We start from the raw sequence: 19,756 nt of genomic DNA on the forward strand, positions 1-19,756 counted from the left end.
AGTCATTATTATTCCGAGTAGTTAGGTACGTATGGGTTGAGCGCTTCAAAAAGAAAGCTCTTAGAAAATCTAAGTGAAAAACTAAGTTTCTCAACCGATGTAACTATCATAACTTATGTAACGGAATGTTGCAAGTTCCTGAGACGGCTTTGACAGAATTACCGCTTATATTATGAGGAATTTAATGTTTGCTTAAGATTAGCGCATAGCGCTCATAGCGTTTTTCCAAGACATCTCTTTTCGTAACACTTGCAGGGCTCGCTGTTCAGCACCGGAGAACAGCTCCGTAGCAATTAGTTCGCTGAGCACCTGTTGGGTTAGCTGGGGTGCAAATGCACCCCCCGAACGCAGAAGGTGACTGTAATAAGAAAACTGCGGTTTACCGTCAGCCGAGCGGTGAAAGGTGTGAACTTCATCAATACTCATTTGAGAAACCGGAGTATTCGCTGGAATTACAACCCGTGGGATGCCGTGTAATCCGTAATGCGTGTGGTCATCACCGTTTTGAAGGCTGCCTACTAGTGCGACGCTTAGAAGAATACAGGTATCTTGAATCAGATCAGGGGTAAAGACTGGGTCGGGGGCACTAGTTAACCTAGGTCCGCTATTCAAAAAAGACGAGTTGAACAGCTCAGAGTCGTAGATGATGCCGACTGCCCAGTGCCGCGAACTCTCAAACTTTACGAATTGACCAAACCCGTAGTCCTCGATCTGTGGTGGACTATCGACATCGTTAGAGGTATCCAACTGAACGATATAGTCACAGTGAGAATTAGATTTGACGACTTTGCCTAATTGGCAATTGGTGGTGAATTTAGAAGATTGGCGCATGGGAGAAAGCATAGCTAGCAGTGTGACAATCAGTACGCAGCAGGCGATGGCCTAAGAATATATCAAACAAGCGTACAGATGTATCAGCTTCACTCAAAAGATAGCTTTAGAAGACGGATAACAGTAGATGACAGCTATCCTAAAGAAGAGAATGAGTAGCAGAGCAACTTAACAAAACAAAGCAGGAACAGGCTAATAGGGCCTGTTCCTGCTTTTGAATGGCTGGCTAGCTGTCGATAGGGCTATGCGGACATTGACTGGATAATATAGTCAAAGTAAGGAGCAGCTTCAGCAGCGTCTTCGTCATCCATCAAAGACAGCGATGCATCCTTCAGACAGCGAATGGCTTCTACCATTCCAGGTACAGGCACATCTAGAGCGTTATACATCTCACGAACGCCAATCAAGCCAATACTTTCGATAGGCTCTTTGTCGCCAGCCAGAACGCTGTAAGTAATCAGGCGTAAGTACCAACCATAGTCACGTAGACATAGGGCCCGCTGCTTTTGACCATAGGCGTTGCCACCTTTGGCGATGAAGTCGGGACGCAGCTTCCAAAGAGCTCCACTAGCCTGCTCAACGACTTTCTTTTCATTATCCGCTAGGATTTGAGCAATCCGCATCCGCTGATTACCGGTCTTCAAGAAATTTTCAATACCTTTGAGCTCGCCGCTCGTCGGGTAGCGCAGCTCGTCATCTGCATTAAGGATTACTTGGCTGACAACAGACATAGTTTTTAGGGGTGCGATAACTCTGTATTTATATTGACAGTTTAGCGACTCTTAGGCGAACAAGGAAAGCACTAGTCGTTCTTTCGCCGATATTTTTTCTATTAGAGATAAAGCGAAACGCTGCTATTGGCTACCTGAGAATAGATTTAAGAAATATTACGCTAAGGTCTGAATCGCTTTTACCCACCTCGAAGCTGTCGCTTTACAGGTTTGACGGATGGTTAGCTGTACCTACGAAACGCCATAAATAAGCCATACTAGTGAGCTGGCAAGATTTACTGGGCGCTTGTTCTGCCTTTGCCTTCCTAATGCCCTGAGTTTTACTGCTTTCAAAGTGACTGCTATGTCTTCAAAGTCCCCTGCCAAATCTCAATCCAGCGCTGAGGGCGAAACATCAGTGTCTAACCCGTGGAAAAGCCCCACCGAGAAGCCAAAGTGGCAGCAGGGTGAAACTTTGAAGGTCACGATTACCGATCTAAGTAATAGTGGCGACGGCGTCGGTCGTTGGGAAGATCGCGTCGTGTTTGTACCCAACACAGCGCCAGGAGACGAGATGCTGGTGAAGTTGACTAAGGTAAAACCGACTCATGGCTTTGGTAAGCCAGCAGGTATTGTTAGTCCTTCGCCTAAGCGCGTGCGTCCAGCTTGTATCGTTGCTGATAAGTGTGGTGGCTGTCAGTGGCAGCAGGTGAGCTACGAAGAGCAGCTAACGGCAAAGCATCGGCTGATTGTAGATGCGCTGACTCGCATTGGCAAGCTAGAAGGCGTGCGAGTTGATTCGGTTTTAGCTGCCGAGGAGCGGCTGGGGTATCGCAACAAAGCGACTTATCCGCTGGGTCTGTCACCCACCAAGGACGTTAAGGCTGGCTACTATCGCAAAGGATCTCACCGACTGGTCAATCTGAATCAGTGTCCGGTACAAGACGATCGCCTCGACCCGCTTTTGGCTGAACTGAAAAAAGATATTCAGGCGCGGGGATGGAAGATCTACGATGAGCGATCGCACAAAGGACATGTCAAACACTTAGCGCTAAGAGTCGGTCGGCGTACCGGTCAGATACTGATCACCTTGGTCAGTCGCTCAGTGAAACTAAAAGGCGTTCACGAGCAGGCCCAACAGTGGATGGAGAAGTACCCAGAAGTCGTTGGCGTACTGGTGAATTTAAATTGGAAGAAAACAAACGCTATCTTCGGCCCAGAGACATTCTCGATCGCCGGCTCATCGTATCTAGAAGAGAAATTTGCAGACCTAACGTTTCATATTCAGCCTGCTACCTTCTTCCAGGTGAATACCACTCAGGCAGAACGGTTGCTAGATGAAATTCAAACTGAGCTAAACCTGACCGGAGATGAGGTCCTAGTTGATGCTTACTGCGGGGTTGGCACATTTACGCTGCCTTTAGCACGGCAGGTGAAACGGTGCATTGGGTTAGAGTCGTTTACTGAATCGGTGGTACAGGCACAGGCGAATGCCGCCCTAAATAGCATCGAAAACGTAGGATTTAGGATTGGGGATGTCGCGGCGCTGCTGCCTAACCTAGAGGTGAAGCCAGATATCTTGCTGATAGACCCTCCTCGCAAAGGGTGTGAGCCAGCGGTTTTGGAGTCAATCATGGCAATCAAGCCAGCGCGCATTGTGTATGTGAGCTGCAATCCAGCAACGTTGGCGCGTGATTTGCGGGTGCTTTGTGAAACCGGGGGCTACCAAGTCACTAGAGTCCAGCCTGCTGATTTTTTCCCTCAGACAGCTCATGTAGAATGCGCCGTTTTTCTGGTTGCCTAGCCTGTTAGTTTATTTTGACTGGGTATTCGAACCAAGTGTTATTGCAGCTAGGTAAGGAGAGAGAGCCATGAAATTCAGTCAGATCGTCGCAGCGTTGGGTGATCAGGTGACAGCATCAAGTTTGGTCAGCTCGAATTTGGATAGTAAGCGCGATGTGGGCGATCGCACCCTGACCGGACTAGCAGCCATTCAAGAGGCCACTGCCAACGATCTTAGCTATGTAGAAGGCGCAAAGTTTGTGTCTTATATCAGCACAACTCAGGCTGGGGCGCTGATTCTACCCAATGACGAAGCCTTGCAAGTGCAGGCTAGCGATCGCGACATACTTTGGATTGGCGTTAAAGATCCTCGGCTAGCCTTCGCTAGAGCAATTAACTACTTTTATCAGCCATATCGTCGCAGCGCAGGCATTCATCCTAGCGCCGTGATTGAGGTAGGCGCACAGATTGGTGATGAGGTGGCGATTGGCCCCTTGGCGGTTGTTCATTCAGGCGCGAAAGTGGGCGATCGCGCTTGTATTCACGCTGGCGCAGTCGTCTATCCAGATGCCACCATCGGTCAAAACACGGTTCTACATGCCAACTGTGTGGTGCATGAGCGCACCCAAATCGGCGATAACTGTGTGATTCACAGCGGCGCGGTTATTGGTTCAGAAGGCTTTGGCTTTGTTCCTACCGCGACGGGCTGGGAGAAAATGCATCAGTCCGGTGTTGCTGTATTAGAGGAGGGTGTGGAGATCGGCTGTAATTCTACGGTTGACCGCGCCGCTGTCGGCGAGACGCGGATCGGAAAAAATACCAAAATCGATAACATGGTGCATATCGCGCATAGCTGCCAGATCGGCGAAGCGGTCGCGATGGCGGCTCAAGTTGGGATGGCGGGGGGGACTATCATTGGCAATCGAGTTATCCTAGCAGGTCAAGTAGGCATTGCTAATAAGGCGAAGATCGGAGACGGCGCTATTGCCTCTGCTCAAGCTGGCATTTCTAGTAACGTTGCCCCTGGTGAGATCGTCTCAGGTTCGCCCGCCCTACCCCACAAAATATTTCTCAAGTCATCGGCAATTATCAGACGTCTCCCAGAGATAGCAAAGTCGGTTAAGCAGATGCAAAAGCAGCTGATTGAAACGAATGATTGACTCATCACGAACTTATGTATCGCCGTGTAAACTTGTGATTCACAAGGAGATCTACTCATAGGCCGGTGCTAGTATATGAGGCAAGAAAGACAGCTAACACGAGCCGGGTTTGAGGCAAATTCTAATTCTTGAAAAGTTGTACTGTTGAGAGTAAGTAAGAACCAAGACTTCTTTTTAGAACGAGTTAGAAAGCCACCAAGTCCCATCTGCACTAAATTCTATTTGCCCTAAGTGCAAGTATTCCGCAACAAGTGCAAGCATTAAGTTACGAAAAAGCTTTGTCATCCTTTAATTAAAACTGAGCGCTGACTCTTACTTCTTGGTAGACCAAGTTATTAGATCGCGCCAAATCCAAGCGGATATCACATTTCAAGGACAACCGAAGCATTGTAACTCTTTTGTTTCGCTATCCATCCTTTTCTACTGTTGTCAATTTGGAGACGATATTAACGACTGATTGTTAATTCGAGTTGAACACACTGATTAGTTGTATTTAAGGCTGACCCCGCTGGTCAGCCTTTAGTTCTTTAAACGGGTCTTCTCTAAACCAGAGCTTAAACGATGTCTTCGTCTTGGTTGGCGCTAGTAGTTGGCAACACCCGCTTGCACTGGGGCTGGTTTGACCAAAGCGTGCTGGTAGCGACCTGGCATACCTGTCATCTTTCTAATTTAGCGATAGATCGGATTGACACCGATTTATATCCACAAAATACCTGGCTATTGATCAATAGTTTGGTAAGCGAACCCGAAATATCGTATCTTCTGCAAGACGTGATGCCGCCAATAGAGCTGTGGTTAGCCTCTGTAGTGCCTGCTCAGACACACCTTTGGCAGCAGGTAGTGCCGAGCGTACATCTGGTATCGCGATCGCACATTCCGCTAAACAACATCTATCCCACGCTTGGCCTCGATAGGGCTATCAACTTATTGGGTGCAAACCAAACGCTCGATTGGCCGATTTTGGTGATAGATAGCGGCACCGCTCTGACTTTGACCGCAGGTGTAAGCAGCTCGCCTGCGGATGCATATGACGGCTCTGGATGTAACGGCTCTGGATATAGCGGCCCTGTACATGATGGTGAAATATATGGTGGTGCAATCCTGCCTGGAGTCAGGCTCCAACTCAACGCTTTAGGCCAGCAAACGGCTTTGGGATCACTGATGCTAACAGCGTTGGAAACACCAGAGCCTTCTCTTCAGCGCCAGCTACCAAAGCGGTGGGCTAGCAACAGTGAAGGTGCGATCGCCAGCGGCATTGCCTACAGCCTCACGAGTACCTGCATTGACTACATCAGTGACTGGTGGCAAGCATTTCCGGGTGGCGCGGTTGTATTTACCGGCGGTGACGGTCCTCTTCTATATCAGTACCTACAGCAAAGAGCCCCAGAGATAGCTTCTAGGGTTCTAGTTGACGAGAACTTAATGTTTAAGGGAATGCAAGCCTATCGAAGAGAGCTAACAACGTAGCTATAGTCAGCCTCGTTAGTGCCAAAAGTAGCGTCGCTATAGGCTTCAGTCTCATCGAGTTCTTGCAGCTCAGCTACTCTGTTGGCAGCGTTAGGATGAGTGCTCAAAAATTCTGGTGGCGAGCCCTGACGAATGAGCTTTTGCATGAAGCTGACCATATCTGACTGGTCGTATCCGGCTCTACCCATTGTGAAGAAGCCATGACGGTCGGCTTCATACTCATCGCTACGGCTAGCAGGCAGCTGCAGGGCAATTTGCGTGCCAATATTGACTAGGCGATCGCGGTTCACACCCAGTGCGCCAGTAATGCCTTGCGTAATCGCCGCCTGTCGCATCTGCTTCACGGCGTGCTTGCCCGCAATATGACCAATTTCGTGACCGATGACGCTCGCCAGTTCAGCTTCGGTATCAGCTTCGGCCATTAGCCCTGTCGTCACATAGACATATCCACCCATGGTTGCAAACGCATTGACCGCGTTGTCTTCAGCAATCTGAAATGTATAGGGAATATCAGGGCGATCGCTAACCTGGGCTAAACGCTGTCCAATGTCATTGACGTAGGTGTTGAGAGCAGAATTTCTATGCAGCTTAACCTGCCCGCTATTGACAAGCTGAGAGTTGATGCCTGAGCCTAAATCAACCTCTTGGGCATCCGAGAGATTCGAAAGCTGCAGTACCCTGACCCCGCTAAATATCAGGTCTAGCCAGCCAGCTTGAGAAGGTTGCGCGGTGGCGACATTAAGACCGACCGCCATCATCAGTCCTGCCAAGCCGAGCGCAACCCGTCGGTAAAGGGTTTTACCTGTGATCGCTCTACCTAGGGTTGCTTTTGCTAGATGTAATCGTTCAAACATGGGTGGATAGCCGTCGATAGAAATGGGTACTTCCAAATGTGAATTTTGTCTAGTATCCTTGCTCAATCAGCTTAACGGCTTCCCCCTAAGTATGGATTCGTTCTGTGACACTTCAAAGAATTATGATATTCCGCATATACCCGCAATATACCTGTGCAACTTAGTTGTGTAGAAGCAACTGGGAGGTGGGGTTGTGAGAGAGTGTGGTTAAATACTGTGGAATAAGCGCGTAATCATAGGCGAAAGCAAGAGGAAAGACAATGGCAATATTGGATTCCAAAGGAAGACTTTTTGGCAAACTAAGCCTCCTAGATCTTGGCGCGGCCTTGGCGATCGTTATGGTCATTTTCGGTATCTTTTTCTATCCAGGAACCAGCGGATCGGTTGCCCAAGTAGGCAGCGTTACCGAAGAGATTGAAGTCGACGTGATTGCTAGAGGTCTGACCGTACTGAACCCTGAGCAGTTTCTAGCCGACTTGTCTGAAACCACCTCGACCAAAATCATTGTGCGAAATCAGCCCTACGGCAGAATTGACGTCAAAGCGGTTCAGCCCCTCCCTCGCAGTGTGGCTGTCCCTCAGCCGGATGGCACGGTGCTCTCTTACCCCGATCCTCGCCCCGAGCTAGACTACACGGTTGATATGCTGATCACCCTTGGCGGTAAAGCCCAAATTACTGAGGATGGCCCGGTGCTAGCTGTTCCTGTCAAGGTTGGTACGCCAATAGAAATCGATGGCCCAAACTACAACTTTAGAGTCTCAACAGTCGCTGTCCGAATTTTGGATGAGGATGCATCCCAAGAAGCTGCGCCCGCTGAATAGCCTCTTCTCGAATAGCGCGACCTCAAACAGCGTCTGCTCAAATACGCTTTTTCCAAAAGCTCTCTCTCAAACTGTCTCCGGCTGTGACAGGCTAGCCAGGCTGTTCGCTAGCTTTTCTGCAATACCAGAGATCCAAGCTTCATCCTGCTGAGTGTAGCTGCGAGGGGCATTGGCTCCTAGCACCAAAACTCCTTTATTACCTAGCGGTTGGCAGATCAGCCCCTGAGTATTCTCCGGCAAATAATCGAATTCTATTCGCCCTGGGTAGAGGGCTAGGTTCACGAGATAGACAGGCGACCCCTTTTGCAACACGCGCTTCACGATCACACCTGGTGTGACGGTCTTTTTGGGGCTCAAGACACCTCGACGTAGGAGCACTTGCTCATCGTAATAGACCAGTACGCTACGGCTAGCAGTATTAGTCAACAGGAGGTGGGATGCCCAGGCAAGCTCTGTTTGAATTGCTTCCGGCAAGTCTTCTGCTAAGTCGAATCCTTGCTCGCCGACGAGTTCGACTGATTCTGGTAGTTTTGGCTGAATTCGCTGCCACAACAGCCCAGTTAAGATCAGTATCGCGCTAAGGATAACGCCCAGCGCGTCGGCTCTAGACTGTGCTGCGCTCAGCTCAGGTGTGGCGATTCGATTGAGAAATAAAAGGGTACCACCGACTGCACCGACTACTATGGGCAACTGTCTGAGTACTTGGTTTTGGTCGGGTTTGGCCATAGATTAAGGCAGCGGTAAAGAGCAGCAGAGGACAGCTAGGATTTAGGCCGAATAAAGGCCCAAATGGGACAAAAGAACGACTAAGATCTAATGTCCACAAAGGCAGTATGTATAGTGTATCTTTGGCAGGAATCAGGTTTTTGGGTAGACCTGCTAGAGAGTGGTTTTGAATTGTGCAAATCGTAGGCGTTGGGATAGTTTCGGGTGTGATAGCTGGGTTTTTAAGCGGACTGTTGGGTACGCCAGAATCGGCAAACCCATTGAACCTAAGCGCTGTTGATATTCGGCCTCGTTGGGAGTCGACCTGGGCAAAAGCGGCGATCGCAAATGATCCAGCCGCTCAGTCAATCGTGGCTAATTATCTCTCTGGACTGAGCGCATCTGGCTATTTGCCTGAAGAGCAGGGTCTCTGGGTTTCAGTCGGCGACTATCCGGTAGCAGAAAATTTTGGCAGCGTACCTGTGCCTGCCGCCTCGCTGACAAAAGTTGCAACGACGCTGGCTGCGCTGGCAACTTGGGAGCCAACTCACCAGTTTGAGACTTGGGTGGGCTGGCGTGGCAAAGTCGAGAATGGGACGGTGCTAGGCGATTTGGTGGTAGTCGGTGGTGACGATCCGCTATTTGTTTGGGAAGAGGCGATCGCACTAGGAAAAGCCCTACAGCAGCGGGGCATCCGCCAAGTCAAAGGCGATCTGGTTGTGGTGGGGAATTTCAATATGAATTTTGAAACGAGTCCTAGCAAATCAGGCGCTTTGCTAAAACAGGCACTGAATGTGAACGAGTGGGACTACGCGGTAGAGACTGCCTATCAAAATTTAGGTAGAAAGGTAGCGAAAGAAGCAGGCAGAGAAGACTTCAAGCCTACTATTGCGATTAGCGGTGAGGTCAAATTAGCACCGATTAGTCAAAAGGAGTCGGTCAACGGCTGGCTCTTGCGCCATGATTCGCTGCCAGTGGTGGCGGTGCTAAAGGCGATGAATATCTACAGCAACAATCCCATGGCTGAGCAAATGGCCCAGGCGGTTGGTGGTGCTGGCGCTGTGGTTAATAAAGTAGAAGCTATTGCGAACATTTCGCCAGGTGAAGTCAACCTAATCAACGGCTCTGGCTTAGGTGAGGAGAATACGATTTCGCCTAGAGCAACGGTGCTGATGCTACAAGCGATTCAGTCGCAATTACTCGATAGCGGGTTCACGCTATCTGATATTTTTCCGATAGCAGGTGCGGATGGAGGCACCGTTCTAGATAGAGGGCTGCCAGAAAATGCGGTGGTAAAAACAGGTAGCCTGGCGGTGGTGAGTTCTCTAGCGGGGGCTTTTCCTACCGAAAACAAAGGCATCGTCTGGTTTTCGATTATGAATTACGGGTCTGGACTAGATGCACTGCGATCGCGCCAAGACCAAGTGCTCTCTGCGCTCGAACAGCAGTGGGGCAAAGCGCAAACGCTGCCGCCAGAACTACGTAGCTCTGTTGTGATCGGCCAGTCGCCCTATCATTTTGGCGATCCCGCGCGAAATCACCCGGTCGATCAGAAACCTTAGGGTGCAATACCCTTTGAAGCAGTCGCAATACTCTTTAATCGAGAAGTTCGGTCGCTAGAAGTTCAGTCGGCTAGAAGTCTTCTGGAACAATCTCGGTGACCACGCTGTTCGAGGCATCGCCAATAACGACCAGCGTTCCATCTTCTATATTGCCGACGGCTCTTGGCCCAGATAGTGTGGCTTCAGGATTAGCGGCCTGCTGGTAGCGGACATTGCCTTCGGCCTCTACTTGCTGGGTTGACGTTGCCCAAGTGACCCGGTCAGCTCTCAGGCGAGTATCATTCTCTCTGCCATTGGCTCGTACATTGCCAACTAAATAGATAATCTGCTCTGCTAGATCTATGCTGGCTTGGTTTGCCAAAGCCGTGAGCTGACGAGCGGGCTGTGCTATGTCGACGGGCCGATCCATTTCTACGGTTTGGGCACTAACGTCCCACACGGCGCGATCGCTTTTCACCGTCAGCCCTTCCGATAAGGATTCTAGCTGGACGGATTGCTCTATCGTGACTATATTTTCATCGAGCCTGGCGTTGCCAGTTTGGCCTACTAGCCGCTCCGTTAGCGTTTCGTAGTCTTCAGAGGCAAAGCGCTCTACGGTCAACATCTGATCCGCTTCGATCAGCGACTGATCGGTTAGCCAAGTTAGCGCTTCGGATGCGAAGGTCAGCCAGGGTTCTACTTTGCTTTTGGCCACGACATCACCGCTCATCGTGACGCGGTTCTCTTTGTTGTTGACGACTAGAGACTGGGCGATTGCCTCCATCTGTGGATCGGAGACGGTGACAGGCGATCGCGCCAGCATATCTTCCGACAAATCTTCATTCTCAAAGTTACCCATCCGTAGCAGACCTAGCTTTGGCTGCCACTTTAGTAGCTCTCCGACTAGGGTCAAATCATCTTCTATACGAGTAGCTACCAGATTGCCTCGCAGAAACAGGGTATCGCCGTTTTGCTGAACCTCGCCCTCATCAGCAACCACGGTATAGATCTTTTTACCTTCTTCGTAGAACTCACCTTCTAGCGCTAGCAGTTCCGCTCGCTGAGTCTCTGGTACATACTTGACCGAATCCGCCTCTAATCGCCAAAGCAAGTTCCCATCTACATCCGGCTGTTCTAAGGTTACTGCCTGCAAAGTTAGCTCTGCGTCAATCGCCTCATTAGGTATAGACTCTGTCAGACTGCTTCTAGACACATAAGTGTGCAGACCGAACAGCACAACAGCGCCTACTGCCACGACGACCGTTCCTCGATACCAGAGATTTTTCAAACTACTTACAGAGCCAGTGCTTGTTGGCCGATGAATTAACTAACTTTGAAGATACAACCTTGGGATAGATCTCAAGGACGACGCGATTCCGCCTCATCGAGTACAGATAGGCTAGAGAGAGGCCGATAGGTGTAGTTGTGGTTATTGCCGCTGTTCCCTCTTGAGGTTTTGCAGATGTCGTCCTTAATACTATCTAGATCGATATAGCGATCAGAGACATTGATTAAGCTATCACTTGTCATCGCTCTAAGGCTAACCACTTCCACCCGCACACCTTTGTAGCTAGCGGCATCTACAGCGTATGCCAAATCTCCATCGCCACTGACTAAAACTGCTGTGTCGTAGCAACCGACTAGCGCCATCATATCGACAGCAATTTCTACATCTAGGTTTGCTTTCTTCGAGCCATCAGGGAGCTGCACGAGATCTTTGGCAATCACTCGGTATCCGTTGCGACGCATCCACAGCAAAAAGCCCTGCTGCTTTTCGTTAGAGCGATCTACTCCCGTATAAAAGAACGAGCGGAACAAACGAGAACCTGAGGTTAGACGACTTAGCAGCTTGGTGTAGTCGATCTCAATGCCTAGCTGGAGAGCTGCATAAAAAAGGTTTGAGCCATCGATAAAGATAGCGACGCGGCCTCGATTTTCTAAAACTTGCTCAGGTGTAAACACAGAATCGTGGCCTAAAATCTGATGGCTATTTAACATGTACTACTTTCCAAAAATTAAGGGCGGATAGTTTTAAGAGGATAATTACTAAACTGCGAGCTTTGAATCTAAACCCGTCTGAAGCAGACTTCACTATTTACTGACAGGACCAAGTCATAGAAATCAAGCGTACAGAAAATAGAACTAGCGGAAATAAAAAGTGGCGCGAGAAATGTTTGCGGTTAGTCCTTTTTGAACTATCTTTCAAGCCTTATGAGTTGAACGATAGTCGTAGAGAAATATCCATGACAAATCCGCGATTCCGAAGAGAATAACTGGCACTACCCGGTGTCTTTATAACCTAGTCATCTTCTTCAAACTAATAGCTCGATCTAGGTAGCTCGATCTTAATAGTCAGTTCTTTGCCAAGAGAAGGCCAAATGATATCAGCTATCTCTGCTAAGCGGCGTCTCTTGAAGAGAGAAACCTAAGATTCGGATGGGAGGTATAGCTGGTTCAAAGGTTGCTCTGCGGGTTCATGATCAGGCGAATAACTAATGAGGATGGGCTCTAATTATGCTCACGTATTCGGGCCGCAAAGACGAGGCTTTTTAACTATTTCTTCTGATTACGGCTGAGACCTATTAACCTTGCAAATTTAGTCACTTTGATGGGCTAATACGTCGATGCTGCTTATGACAATTCTTACTTCGATAGTTGACTCAGCGGACTGAAGTTGCACCTGATTAAGTAGACCCGTTGGCAGTTAACATATGGCACTGCCATAGAAGTCTATAGAACTTGATTTATTAGCGTCTTAACTACATAGTACAAGTAGTTTTTTTGTGTGCGGGGAAAACTCGCGAATTTTAATCTCTTCTCAAGAAATGGAACAGGAGAATAAACGCTGTATATGGATAATTCAAAAAGCATAGAAGGCGTTCAATGCTTAGGTAGCTCGTAAATATTACTGTTAGTAGCGGTAGATTAGTAGCGGTAGATGGCTGAGGCTGTAGAAACTGCCTGTACTCATGGCAATTTAAAGCTTTCTCGGCTGTTAGACTGTTGGGTGGCGCTGTAGATGAATTCTCTGCTTCGGCCTCTTTTGCGAGATTTTATATGGATAGGTGCTTTGAATCTTCATGGCAGGCTTGTTCATATTTTGTTACAAGTAGAAGTGAAGTTTCTTTGCAGGTACTTACCTTAAGCATGTTAGGCGGTCTGCTAGGCTCTCAATCTTCATCTAAAGACTTTGGCGAGAACATGATAAGTTCTGTAGCTCGCCAGGCTATTCAGCAGCTGTTTACCCGCAGTGAGTCGGTTGATGTTTCTATTCGGTGTGCTCCGGCGAGCAAAATTCTGCAAGGAATTGTTGATAGCTTTCAAATGAAGGGTCGAGGGCTAGTTATTAAAAAGATGTTTGAAGCTGAGGCTATGGAGTTTGAGACGGATGCGGTCTCGCTCGATATGTCAGGGCTAATCGGTGGCAAAATCCGGCTGAAGCAGGCTACGCACGCAATTGCCACGGTCACTATGACTGAATCAGGTATCAATAAGGCCTTTACTGCTGATCTCGTTGAGAAGCGCCTGCAGGATGTCACCTCTGAAGAAGCGACCAGTCTGTCTGGCGGCGATCCGGTGTCTTTTCGAGATGTGCAGATGGTGCTGCTACCGCATCAGCGAGTCAAGATTGTTGCCAAGACGGATTTGCCTAATCGTGACAACCTCCCTATTAGTCTGTCAGCAAAGGTCACAGTAGAGCGCCGTAGACGAGTCGTCTTTACCGATGTGGAATTTGAGCCAGATGATGTCCCTGAAGATGTTCAATGGCTGTCAGAAGCGATGATCCCCGGTTTCGTAGGCGTTTTGAATCAGATGGTTGATCTAGAGCGTTTTGATCTAGACGGTGTGTCTTTGCGGGTAAACCAGTTAGATGTGAAAGGCAAACAGCTTTTGTTTAATGGCTACGCAGAGATCGAGCATTTCCCTGGCATGTAGACCTTGGCATGTAGACTTGGCATGTAAAAAGCCGAGCTGAGGTCTTCCACCTGTAGATTGGACCCGCAGATTTGGCTGTGCGCGCGTACAGCGAAGGGGATTCAATCATCGTGGAATTATGGAATATCTTCAGAGCGGGGGGCGTCGTCATGTGGCCCTTGCTGGGGTTTTCGATACTGGCGACGACCCTGATCTTTGAGCGCGGGCTGTTTTGGCTACAGATTTATCAACAGCAAGATCGTTTCATCGCGCAAGTGCTAAAGCTATATAGCACTCAACCGCAAGAGGCGATCGCGGCTTTGCGAAAGCAGATTCAATTTCCGATCGCCAGAATATTCCTGGCTGCGCTCACGTTAGATCAGAGTAGTCCAGAGGATTTTCGGCTAGCGCTTGAAAGCGCGGCTCAAAGCGAAATGCCTTTGCTAAAGCGGTTCAGCACCGTTTTCGACACGATCATCGGAGTGGCACCGCTACTGGGCCTGTTAGGAACCATTTTAGGATTGATGAAGTCTTTTTCATCTTTACGCATTGGCGATGCTGGTGCAGAGTCGACTACAGAGGTAACAGCGGGTATCGGCACGGCGCTAATTTCTACGGCAACTGGACTGGTCATCGCGATCGCGACCCTCCTATTTGCCAATTTATTTTTAGGGCTCTACAGACGCCAGCGCGCTGCTATCGAAGCATACAGCGGCCAGCTAGAGCTGATATATCGACAGTATTACCGACAGTACCAAGCCCGCCAGCGCAACGCTACATAGTCCTTTCAAGGTCGAACAGTCTTCATTGAATAGCTTTGATGGGAGACTCTTCAATCAAAATTGATAAGTCTATTCTCCTGAGCATCCGCCTGAGCGCTAGTATAGGGAACAATATTTCTTAATTATTATTTCTTGGCGAGTTGCCCTATGCGTCGTTCTTGGTTAGTTTGGGCTGCTAGCACTGTTGCCTTTGCGTTAACGGTTCTTATCGTTGTATCGACGGGTCCGCTTGGGACTACGTCGGATATGAGCGGCCAATCTCGTGGGCAGTCTAGATTCTCTGCTAGGGCGGAAGATACCACGATTGAGAGTGTGCGAGCGAGTAAGCTTTTGAACGGTGCCACAAGTCAGCCATCTACAGGTGCTTTAGCAGACAATGCTCAAGGAAGTGATAGCGCTCAGAGAAACAGCACTCAAGGAAATAGTGCTCCTAACGTCCCCAGCAATGTCCCTGCAAGGACGACTGCAGTCAATACCCCGTCTAGCAGCGAAGCAGTACTTAGTACTAACAAGTCAGCTGTCGGCTATCAGCCGAAGGAAGTCTTACAGCTAGCCGACCCGAGCAACTATGGAGAGCGCTTTGCGGTCGATGTCACTGGTGCTCCAGCTAGTAACGACTTTATCGTAGTGCTACATGAAACGGTTGGTTCCGCATCTAGTGCGCTTAATGTCTTCGCTAGGCATAACCCCAGGGATGAAGATCAAGTTAGCTATCACACTCTAGTTGGCCTAGACGGTACGGTGTACTATATCGTTCCGCCAGAGCAGCGAGCTTTTGGGGCCGGGAATTCTAGTTTTGTGACAACCGCAGGCGAGGAGACTGTCGCCACTAATCCTGAATTTCCTAGCTCCGTCAATAATTTTGCCTATCATATTTCTCTAGAAACACCGCCGGATGGCCAGAATAACAACTACAGCAAGCACAGCGGCTATACTGAGGCGCAGTATCGGTCTTTGGCATGGCTGCTAGCTAGGACCACTGTCCCAGACTACCGAATTACCACTCATAAAGCGGTTGATCGCTCCGGCTCACGCAGCGATCCAAGATCCTATGAACCCAGTCGACTTTTTAGTTGGCTACACCAGTATCCTAGCCGTGCAGCCTACAGCTATTAGTCCGGTGCTAGTTTATGGCCCGATGTGGTGGCCGATCAAATCAATCAAGCAGTTGAGCTAGTTAGGAATTAGGGCTCTTAGCTGCTGCTTGAGTGTTTTTTTGAGCTGCCGGAGCTTGGGTAAGACAAGCGTAAATGCGTTCGGTGTAGACGAATTGATAGGATCTGAGGCGCTTAGGCGTTTTGCTCCTTCGGGATCGTTTAGGTAGCGATAGTAAGTCCAAATATCGCGGTAGGGGCCGCCTGCTCGCATAGGCGTACCGGCCCAGTGTAAGTAGCGCAGGGGACGCTCGCCGTCGAACAAGACGTGTCCGCGCCGTTCAAAGTGAGGAGAGCCGCCCCAGCTACCAGGTTCATTAGGGTTGGCTTTGGCGATGTTCAGTCGGTTAGGAATCGTTTTGAGTACTAGGTAGTTCATGATCGGCTGATCAGTTGTCCCGCTTGAAAAATCGAAGTACTCTCTGTGAGCCGCGCATTCTCGTAAGACCTGGTATAGCGCTTCTAGGCTCAGTGCGCTTTTTTTTGATCCCCAAAGGCCGCTATTAAAGACATCTTTTAGAGCCTGGTCGCTAAAGATATTTTGGTCAAGGACAACATTCGAAAAGACATCTTCTAGTCCCCGCTTGTAGTGGTAGTCGCACCAGATGAAATCAGCCCGATCGAGATAGGCAAGGGTATCGGCGACAGGTGAAAAGAAGAGAATGTCTGTATCGATGTATAAAAACTCATCTAAGGGTCCGAACCAGGCGGCGAGCTTACGCATCTTGTTAGGCAGGGCTAAAAAGTCACGCGGAAAGATTTCGCTGATTTTTTGAGTGAGCACTTCGATTAAGGCTAGGTCAGGAAATAGCTGTACATTGTAAAGCTCGGCTAGCTGCTGAGTGACTTTTGAGGCGTCTTCACTAAAGGGAATAAGAAAAACAGGAATATCTGGATCTTGAAGACGTAGGCTGCTGAGTAGAGCGATCGCGTTATCGGCCACTCGATCGCTAGCAACTATATAGACACCGCGCATAGTTTTTCCCGAGTTGAGTTCTTTAGTTAAGTCTTTGTACAGCGTTCGTTCTAGGTCTTCGAATAGCGCTCGAAACCGTTGAGAGCATCGTCTTTACAGCCCTCTTGCCTTCTCTAACTCCTCTACATTTTTCAGCAGCGATAGCGTTTTTTCGTAGGCGAACGTAGCTAACTCGTCTCGCTCAGAGGTATCTTGAATGCCGTCATCGGCCAGCAGACTCAGTGCTCCGATAATGCCGTTGAGCCCAGAGCGCATATCGTAAGACGCCGCTGCGATTGTCTGGCCCAGCTTAGAGAGATGCTGACTGTCCTTGCCGCCCTTTATCTGTTTAGAAAATTGAATGGCACAGAGCTGCGCGTAGTAGTTTCCCTGCTGTAATAGCTCTGTGTGGGTACCGGTTTCGACGACCTTACCGTGGTCTAGAACAGCAATTTGATCGGCGTTTTGAACGGTGGAGAGGCGATGGGCGATGACTAGCGTGGTGCGATCGCGGCTCAGTTCATCAATTGCTTTTTGGACTAGACGCTCTGAGAGGGTGTCAAGGGCGCTAGTGGCTTCATCTAGGATCAAAATGTCAGGATCTTGTAGTAGCGCTCTAGCGATGGCTAATCTTTGCCTTTGCCCGCCCGAGAGTAAGACGCCGCGATCGCCAATCAACGTCTCTAGTTTTTGAGGTAGCTCCATTACAAAGTCATAGGCATTCGCCCGCTGCAAGGCATCTTCGATCAGCTTTTCTGTTGCATCAGGACGTCCGTACGTTAGGTTCTCCTGTACTGAAGCATTGAATAGAAAAGTGTCTTGGCTAACAATGCCTAGTCGTTTGCGAAAGCTAGAAATCTCGATTTCCTTGAGGTCAGCACCGTCGATCAAAATCTGTCCATCATCGGGATCGTAAAAGCGAGGTAGCAGATCAGCCAGAGTCGATTTACCAGCGCCAGAAGCTCCAACTAGCGCCAGCGTCGTCCCTTTTGCTAAGCATAAATCGATACCTTTTATTACAGGCTGGGCGCAGCCCGGATAGCTAAAGGTGATGTTCTTGAAATGAATGCTCTCTTGTAAAGCTGAGTAATGACGATGCCCGCTGGCCATGAAAGGCTTGTCGTCTCGGCGTAAAAAGTCGCTGACAATTTCGACACTCGGGCTGGCATTAGCAAACTGGCTGCGGGCGGCGTTGAGCTGGCCAATAGAGGGCAGCATCCTAAAAAGGACGAGCAGGTAGGTCAGCAAAATAGACGAGAAGGCTTCGATGCGATCGCTCATAAACGTTCGACCGATCACCGCTACAGCGATCAAAGCCACTATGCTGCTGACTTCGTTGATTGGGCCAATGCCAGCAAACAAAAGCTGAGCGCGATATTCTGATACCTCCCTCGCTGAGATCAGCTGACTGATCGCTTTATATTCCGTATCTTCGTTGGCCGTTGACTTGACTAGCCGAATCCCGGAGAGGATCTCTACAATCCGAGCAGAATACTGACGCGAAAGCTGCGAAAGCTGCGTACCAAAAACCTTGGACTGACGAACAATGGACTGGTTGATCAGCGCCACTAGCCCCAGCGCAAAGACCGAGATAATGGTCAACTGCCAAGAAGTCCAAAGTAGGATGCCGACGAATACCAGGATAGTAATGCTGGCGATCGCCAGTCTCGCCAATGTCCGAATCGCAATGGTTGTGCGGCTGACCTCTACGTTGAGATGATTGATCAGATCGCCGACTTTTGTTTTGGTGTAGTAAGCCAAATCGACTTCTAGCAATAGCCGCAGACCCTCTAGTCGCAGTTTGGCTGCGAGCTTGCGGTTCAAGCTGTTAGAAGTCAGCGAGCTGGCGTAGTTTGACGCATTTTTAAGAACGATCAAAGCAACAATAGTGAATCCCAAAGACAGCAGGCGATAGCGTTCAGGCACGCCGTCAAAAAGCCTGACCATCCGCTGCAAAATGTCAGGTAGCTGAGTAGCTAATTCAGCGGATTGACCCAGAAGTTCTAGCAAAATTGGAACGACCAGTACCGTTCCAATACCGTTGAACAGAGCGCCCGAAAACCCCAGCAGAACGGTTAGTACTACTAGCACAGGGTATTGAAGCAAAGACTTGATAAGAAGCTGTCTAGAATGCATAACCCCTGGTATTGCGAGGAAAAGTGTAAGGAGGAAAAAGGCGCTGGTCTACAGATCTTTTAAGGCAGCGCTCTCCGCTCTGTGAGACAGGCTTTGTTAAGCCCAATATCTGCCAACCGCTTAGAGAGTTTGGCAGCAAAGTGACTAAAGCAATCATTGCTAAAAGTGCCTCTGCTCAGACAGTAAAGAGTCTCTTTGCAAGTACCCTCTAGAGGGCTAGCGGTCTGGCCGCATATGATCAGATAAGAGAGTTTGCAGTTGTCTAGACATCGCAGCAAGGCTGTAGTTCTTTACACATCTTTCCCTGGCTTTCAACCCTTTTTGATGGGCAAGCTCTAAATCTTTGAAAATTAGTAAAAGCTGTTCGGCGATTTGCTGAGGCGATTCTGGTTCGACTAGATAAGCGCAGCCGTCTAGAATCTCTGGAATATCGCCTACGGTCGTCGATAGAATCGGCTTTGCCATTGCCATTGCATCGGTGAGTTTTAGCGGGAACTGAGCTTTGGCAGTGGCATAGTCTCGCTGTGGAACGACGACGACGTGAGCGGCTGAAACGACTTCGGCCATGTCGTTCATAGGAAAGCGGGGCAGCTTGATTAGCCATCTACCCCAGCGCTTGAGCAGATTATCTTCGTAGTCATCGGGTTTTCGTCCCCCGACGATTACTAGCCGCAGATCGGGCCAGTCGAGTTCTTCCAAAGCGATTAGAACGTCTTCTAGGCCTTTATGTGGCCGGGCAGTACCCGGAAACATCAGCACCCGATAGTCGGCCAAGCCATATTTCTGGCGGCTAAGCGCTGGATCGAACTGCTGCGGGTCGAAGACCTGGGTGTCTTTACTATTGGGGAGGTAGTGTCCCCCGAAGCGCTGCTGTAGAAATCGAGTGCTGACAGTGATAGCGTCAGCCTGTGAGACCAAGTTTTCCATCCATTCTAGATATAGG

The 19,756-nt window shown here is 49.2% G+C and carries 17 protein-coding genes; 8 read left to right on the top strand and 9 right to left on the bottom strand.

Annotated elements, in window-relative coordinates:
• Window positions 1-198: 198 nt before the first annotated feature.
• Together IQ256_RS23355 and IQ256_RS23360 are read right to left on the bottom strand one after the other, a co-directional pair.
• Window positions 199-831 (bottom strand): hypothetical protein, encoded by a 633-nt coding sequence (locus tag IQ256_RS23355; RefSeq protein WP_228025201.1) that lies wholly within the window; start codon window positions 829-831, stop codon window positions 199-201.
• 242 nt (window positions 832-1,073) lie between these two features.
• Window positions 1,074-1,562 carry an allophycocyanin subunit alpha-B gene (locus tag IQ256_RS23360; RefSeq protein ID WP_193858101.1) on the bottom strand — a complete coding sequence of 163 codons (489 nt, stop codon included), beginning with the start codon at window positions 1,560-1,562 and terminating at the stop codon, window positions 1,074-1,076.
• Window positions 1,563-1,905: 343 nt separating this feature from the next.
• Here IQ256_RS23360 and rlmD point away from each other — a divergent pair, with 343 nt between their 5' ends.
• The 3 genes from rlmD to IQ256_RS23375 all read left to right on the top strand — a co-directional run bounded on the left by rlmD (window position 1,906) and on the right by IQ256_RS23375 (window position 5,950).
• Window positions 1,906-3,345 (top strand): 23S rRNA (uracil(1939)-C(5))-methyltransferase RlmD, encoded by a 1,440-nt coding sequence (gene rlmD / locus IQ256_RS23365; RefSeq protein ID WP_193858102.1) that lies wholly within the window; start codon window positions 1,906-1,908, stop codon window positions 3,343-3,345.
• 67 nt (window positions 3,346-3,412) lie between these two features.
• Window positions 3,413-4,483, top strand: coding sequence for a UDP-3-O-(3-hydroxymyristoyl)glucosamine N-acyltransferase (gene lpxD / locus IQ256_RS23370; protein WP_193858103.1), 1,071 nt, complete (start codon window positions 3,413-3,415; stop codon window positions 4,481-4,483).
• Between the two features lie 561 nt (window positions 4,484-5,044).
• Complete coding sequence (locus IQ256_RS23375) at window positions 5,045-5,950, top strand: type III pantothenate kinase (RefSeq protein WP_193858104.1); 906 nt, start codon at window positions 5,045-5,047, stop codon at window positions 5,948-5,950.
• On the opposite strand, the gene IQ256_RS23380 is transcribed toward IQ256_RS23375, so the two are convergent.
• Complete coding sequence (locus IQ256_RS23380) at window positions 5,926-6,840, bottom strand: M48 family metallopeptidase (protein WP_228025202.1); 915 nt, start codon at window positions 6,838-6,840, stop codon at window positions 5,926-5,928. The two genes, IQ256_RS23375 and IQ256_RS23380, sit on opposite strands and share 25 nt — an antisense overlap.
• 224 nt (window positions 6,841-7,064) lie before the next feature.
• On the opposite strand from IQ256_RS23380, the gene IQ256_RS23385 reads away from it, so the two are divergent.
• On the top strand, window positions 7,065-7,625 hold the full coding sequence (locus IQ256_RS23385) for a DUF4330 domain-containing protein (RefSeq protein ID WP_193858105.1): 561 nt from the start codon (window positions 7,065-7,067) through the stop codon (window positions 7,623-7,625).
• Between the two features lie 66 nt (window positions 7,626-7,691).
• On the opposite strand, the gene IQ256_RS23390 is transcribed toward IQ256_RS23385, so the two are convergent.
• Window positions 7,692-8,351, bottom strand: coding sequence for a cofactor assembly of complex C subunit B (locus IQ256_RS23390; protein WP_193858106.1), 660 nt, complete (start codon window positions 8,349-8,351; stop codon window positions 7,692-7,694).
• Window positions 8,352-8,524: 173 nt separating this feature from the next.
• Here IQ256_RS23390 and IQ256_RS23395 point away from each other — a divergent pair, with 173 nt between their 5' ends.
• Window positions 8,525-9,892 (top strand): D-alanyl-D-alanine carboxypeptidase, encoded by a 1,368-nt coding sequence (locus tag IQ256_RS23395; protein ID WP_370623528.1) that lies wholly within the window; start codon window positions 8,525-8,527, stop codon window positions 9,890-9,892.
• Window positions 9,893-9,962: 70 nt separating this feature from the next.
• Here IQ256_RS23395 and lptC read toward each other — a convergent pair whose 3' ends face one another.
• Window positions 9,963-11,159 (bottom strand): LPS export ABC transporter periplasmic protein LptC, encoded by a 1,197-nt coding sequence (gene lptC, locus IQ256_RS23400; protein WP_193858107.1) that lies wholly within the window; start codon window positions 11,157-11,159, stop codon window positions 9,963-9,965.
• Window positions 11,160-11,230: 71 nt separating this feature from the next.
• On the bottom strand, window positions 11,231-11,869 hold the full coding sequence (locus IQ256_RS23405) for an NYN domain-containing protein (RefSeq protein WP_193858108.1): 639 nt from the start codon (window positions 11,867-11,869) through the stop codon (window positions 11,231-11,233).
• A 1,203-nt stretch (window positions 11,870-13,072) separates the two neighbouring features.
• Between IQ256_RS23405 and IQ256_RS23410 the strand changes: the two genes are divergently transcribed.
• The 3 genes from IQ256_RS23410 to IQ256_RS23420 all read left to right on the top strand — a co-directional run bounded on the left by IQ256_RS23410 (window position 13,073) and on the right by IQ256_RS23420 (window position 15,684).
• Window positions 13,073-13,807, top strand: a complete 735-nt coding sequence (locus tag IQ256_RS23410; RefSeq protein ID WP_228025203.1) for a DUF2993 domain-containing protein — start codon at window positions 13,073-13,075, stop codon at window positions 13,805-13,807.
• 77 nt (window positions 13,808-13,884) lie between these two features.
• The gene (locus tag IQ256_RS23415) at window positions 13,885-14,568 is read left to right on the top strand and encodes a MotA/TolQ/ExbB proton channel family protein (RefSeq protein WP_370623530.1); all 684 of its coding nucleotides are present in this window, start codon (window positions 13,885-13,887) and stop codon (window positions 14,566-14,568) included.
• A 147-nt stretch (window positions 14,569-14,715) separates the two neighbouring features.
• Window positions 14,716-15,684 (top strand): peptidoglycan recognition family protein, encoded by a 969-nt coding sequence (locus IQ256_RS23420; protein WP_193858110.1) that lies wholly within the window; start codon window positions 14,716-14,718, stop codon window positions 15,682-15,684.
• Between the two features lie 57 nt (window positions 15,685-15,741).
• Here the strand turns inward: IQ256_RS23420 and IQ256_RS23425 are convergent, their stop codons facing one another.
• The 3 genes from IQ256_RS23425 to IQ256_RS23435 form a co-directional block, all read right to left on the bottom strand.
• Window positions 15,742-16,698 (bottom strand): Npun_R2821/Npun_R2822 family protein, encoded by a 957-nt coding sequence (locus IQ256_RS23425; protein ID WP_228025204.1) that lies wholly within the window; start codon window positions 16,696-16,698, stop codon window positions 15,742-15,744.
• A 93-nt stretch (window positions 16,699-16,791) separates the two neighbouring features.
• The gene (locus IQ256_RS23430; RefSeq protein ID WP_370623529.1) at window positions 16,792-18,768 is read right to left on the bottom strand and encodes an ATP-binding cassette domain-containing protein; all 1,977 of its coding nucleotides are present in this window, start codon (window positions 18,766-18,768) and stop codon (window positions 16,792-16,794) included.
• Between the two features lie 261 nt (window positions 18,769-19,029).
• The coding region (locus IQ256_RS23435) for a glycosyltransferase family 4 protein (protein WP_193858112.1) at window positions 19,030-19,756 on the bottom strand (727 nt) is incomplete at its 5' end.

It is taken from the genome of cf. Phormidesmis sp. LEGE 11477, from assembly GCF_015207105.1.
Lineage (GTDB): Bacteria > Cyanobacteriota > Cyanobacteriia > Phormidesmidales > Phormidesmidaceae > Phormidesmis.

What these genes read in the sequence shown, in the direction of transcription:
- IQ256_RS23355 (WP_228025201.1), bottom strand. Translation starts at nt 831, where the DNA reads ATGCGCCAATCTTCTAAATTCACCACCAATTGCCAATTAGGCAAAGTC.
- IQ256_RS23360 (WP_193858101.1), bottom strand. Translation starts at nt 1,562, where the DNA reads ATGTCTGTTGTCAGCCAAGTAATCCTTAATGCAGATGACGAGCTGCGC.
- rlmD (WP_193858102.1), top strand. Translation starts at nt 1,906, where the DNA reads ATGTCTTCAAAGTCCCCTGCCAAATCTCAATCCAGCGCTGAGGGCGAA.
- lpxD (WP_193858103.1), top strand. Translation starts at nt 3,413, where the DNA reads ATGAAATTCAGTCAGATCGTCGCAGCGTTGGGTGATCAGGTGACAGCA.
- IQ256_RS23375 (WP_193858104.1), top strand. Translation starts at nt 5,045, where the DNA reads ATGTCTTCGTCTTGGTTGGCGCTAGTAGTTGGCAACACCCGCTTGCAC.
- IQ256_RS23385 (WP_193858105.1), top strand. Translation starts at nt 7,065, where the DNA reads ATGGCAATATTGGATTCCAAAGGAAGACTTTTTGGCAAACTAAGCCTC.
- IQ256_RS23390 (WP_193858106.1), bottom strand. Translation starts at nt 8,351, where the DNA reads ATGGCCAAACCCGACCAAAACCAAGTACTCAGACAGTTGCCCATAGTA.
- IQ256_RS23405 (WP_193858108.1), bottom strand. Translation starts at nt 11,869, where the DNA reads ATGTTAAATAGCCATCAGATTTTAGGCCACGATTCTGTGTTTACACCT.
- IQ256_RS23410 (WP_228025203.1), top strand. Translation starts at nt 13,073, where the DNA reads ATGATAAGTTCTGTAGCTCGCCAGGCTATTCAGCAGCTGTTTACCCGC.
- IQ256_RS23420 (WP_193858110.1), top strand. Translation starts at nt 14,716, where the DNA reads ATGCGTCGTTCTTGGTTAGTTTGGGCTGCTAGCACTGTTGCCTTTGCG.
- IQ256_RS23425 (WP_228025204.1), bottom strand. Translation starts at nt 16,698, where the DNA reads ATGCGCGGTGTCTATATAGTTGCTAGCGATCGAGTGGCCGATAACGCG.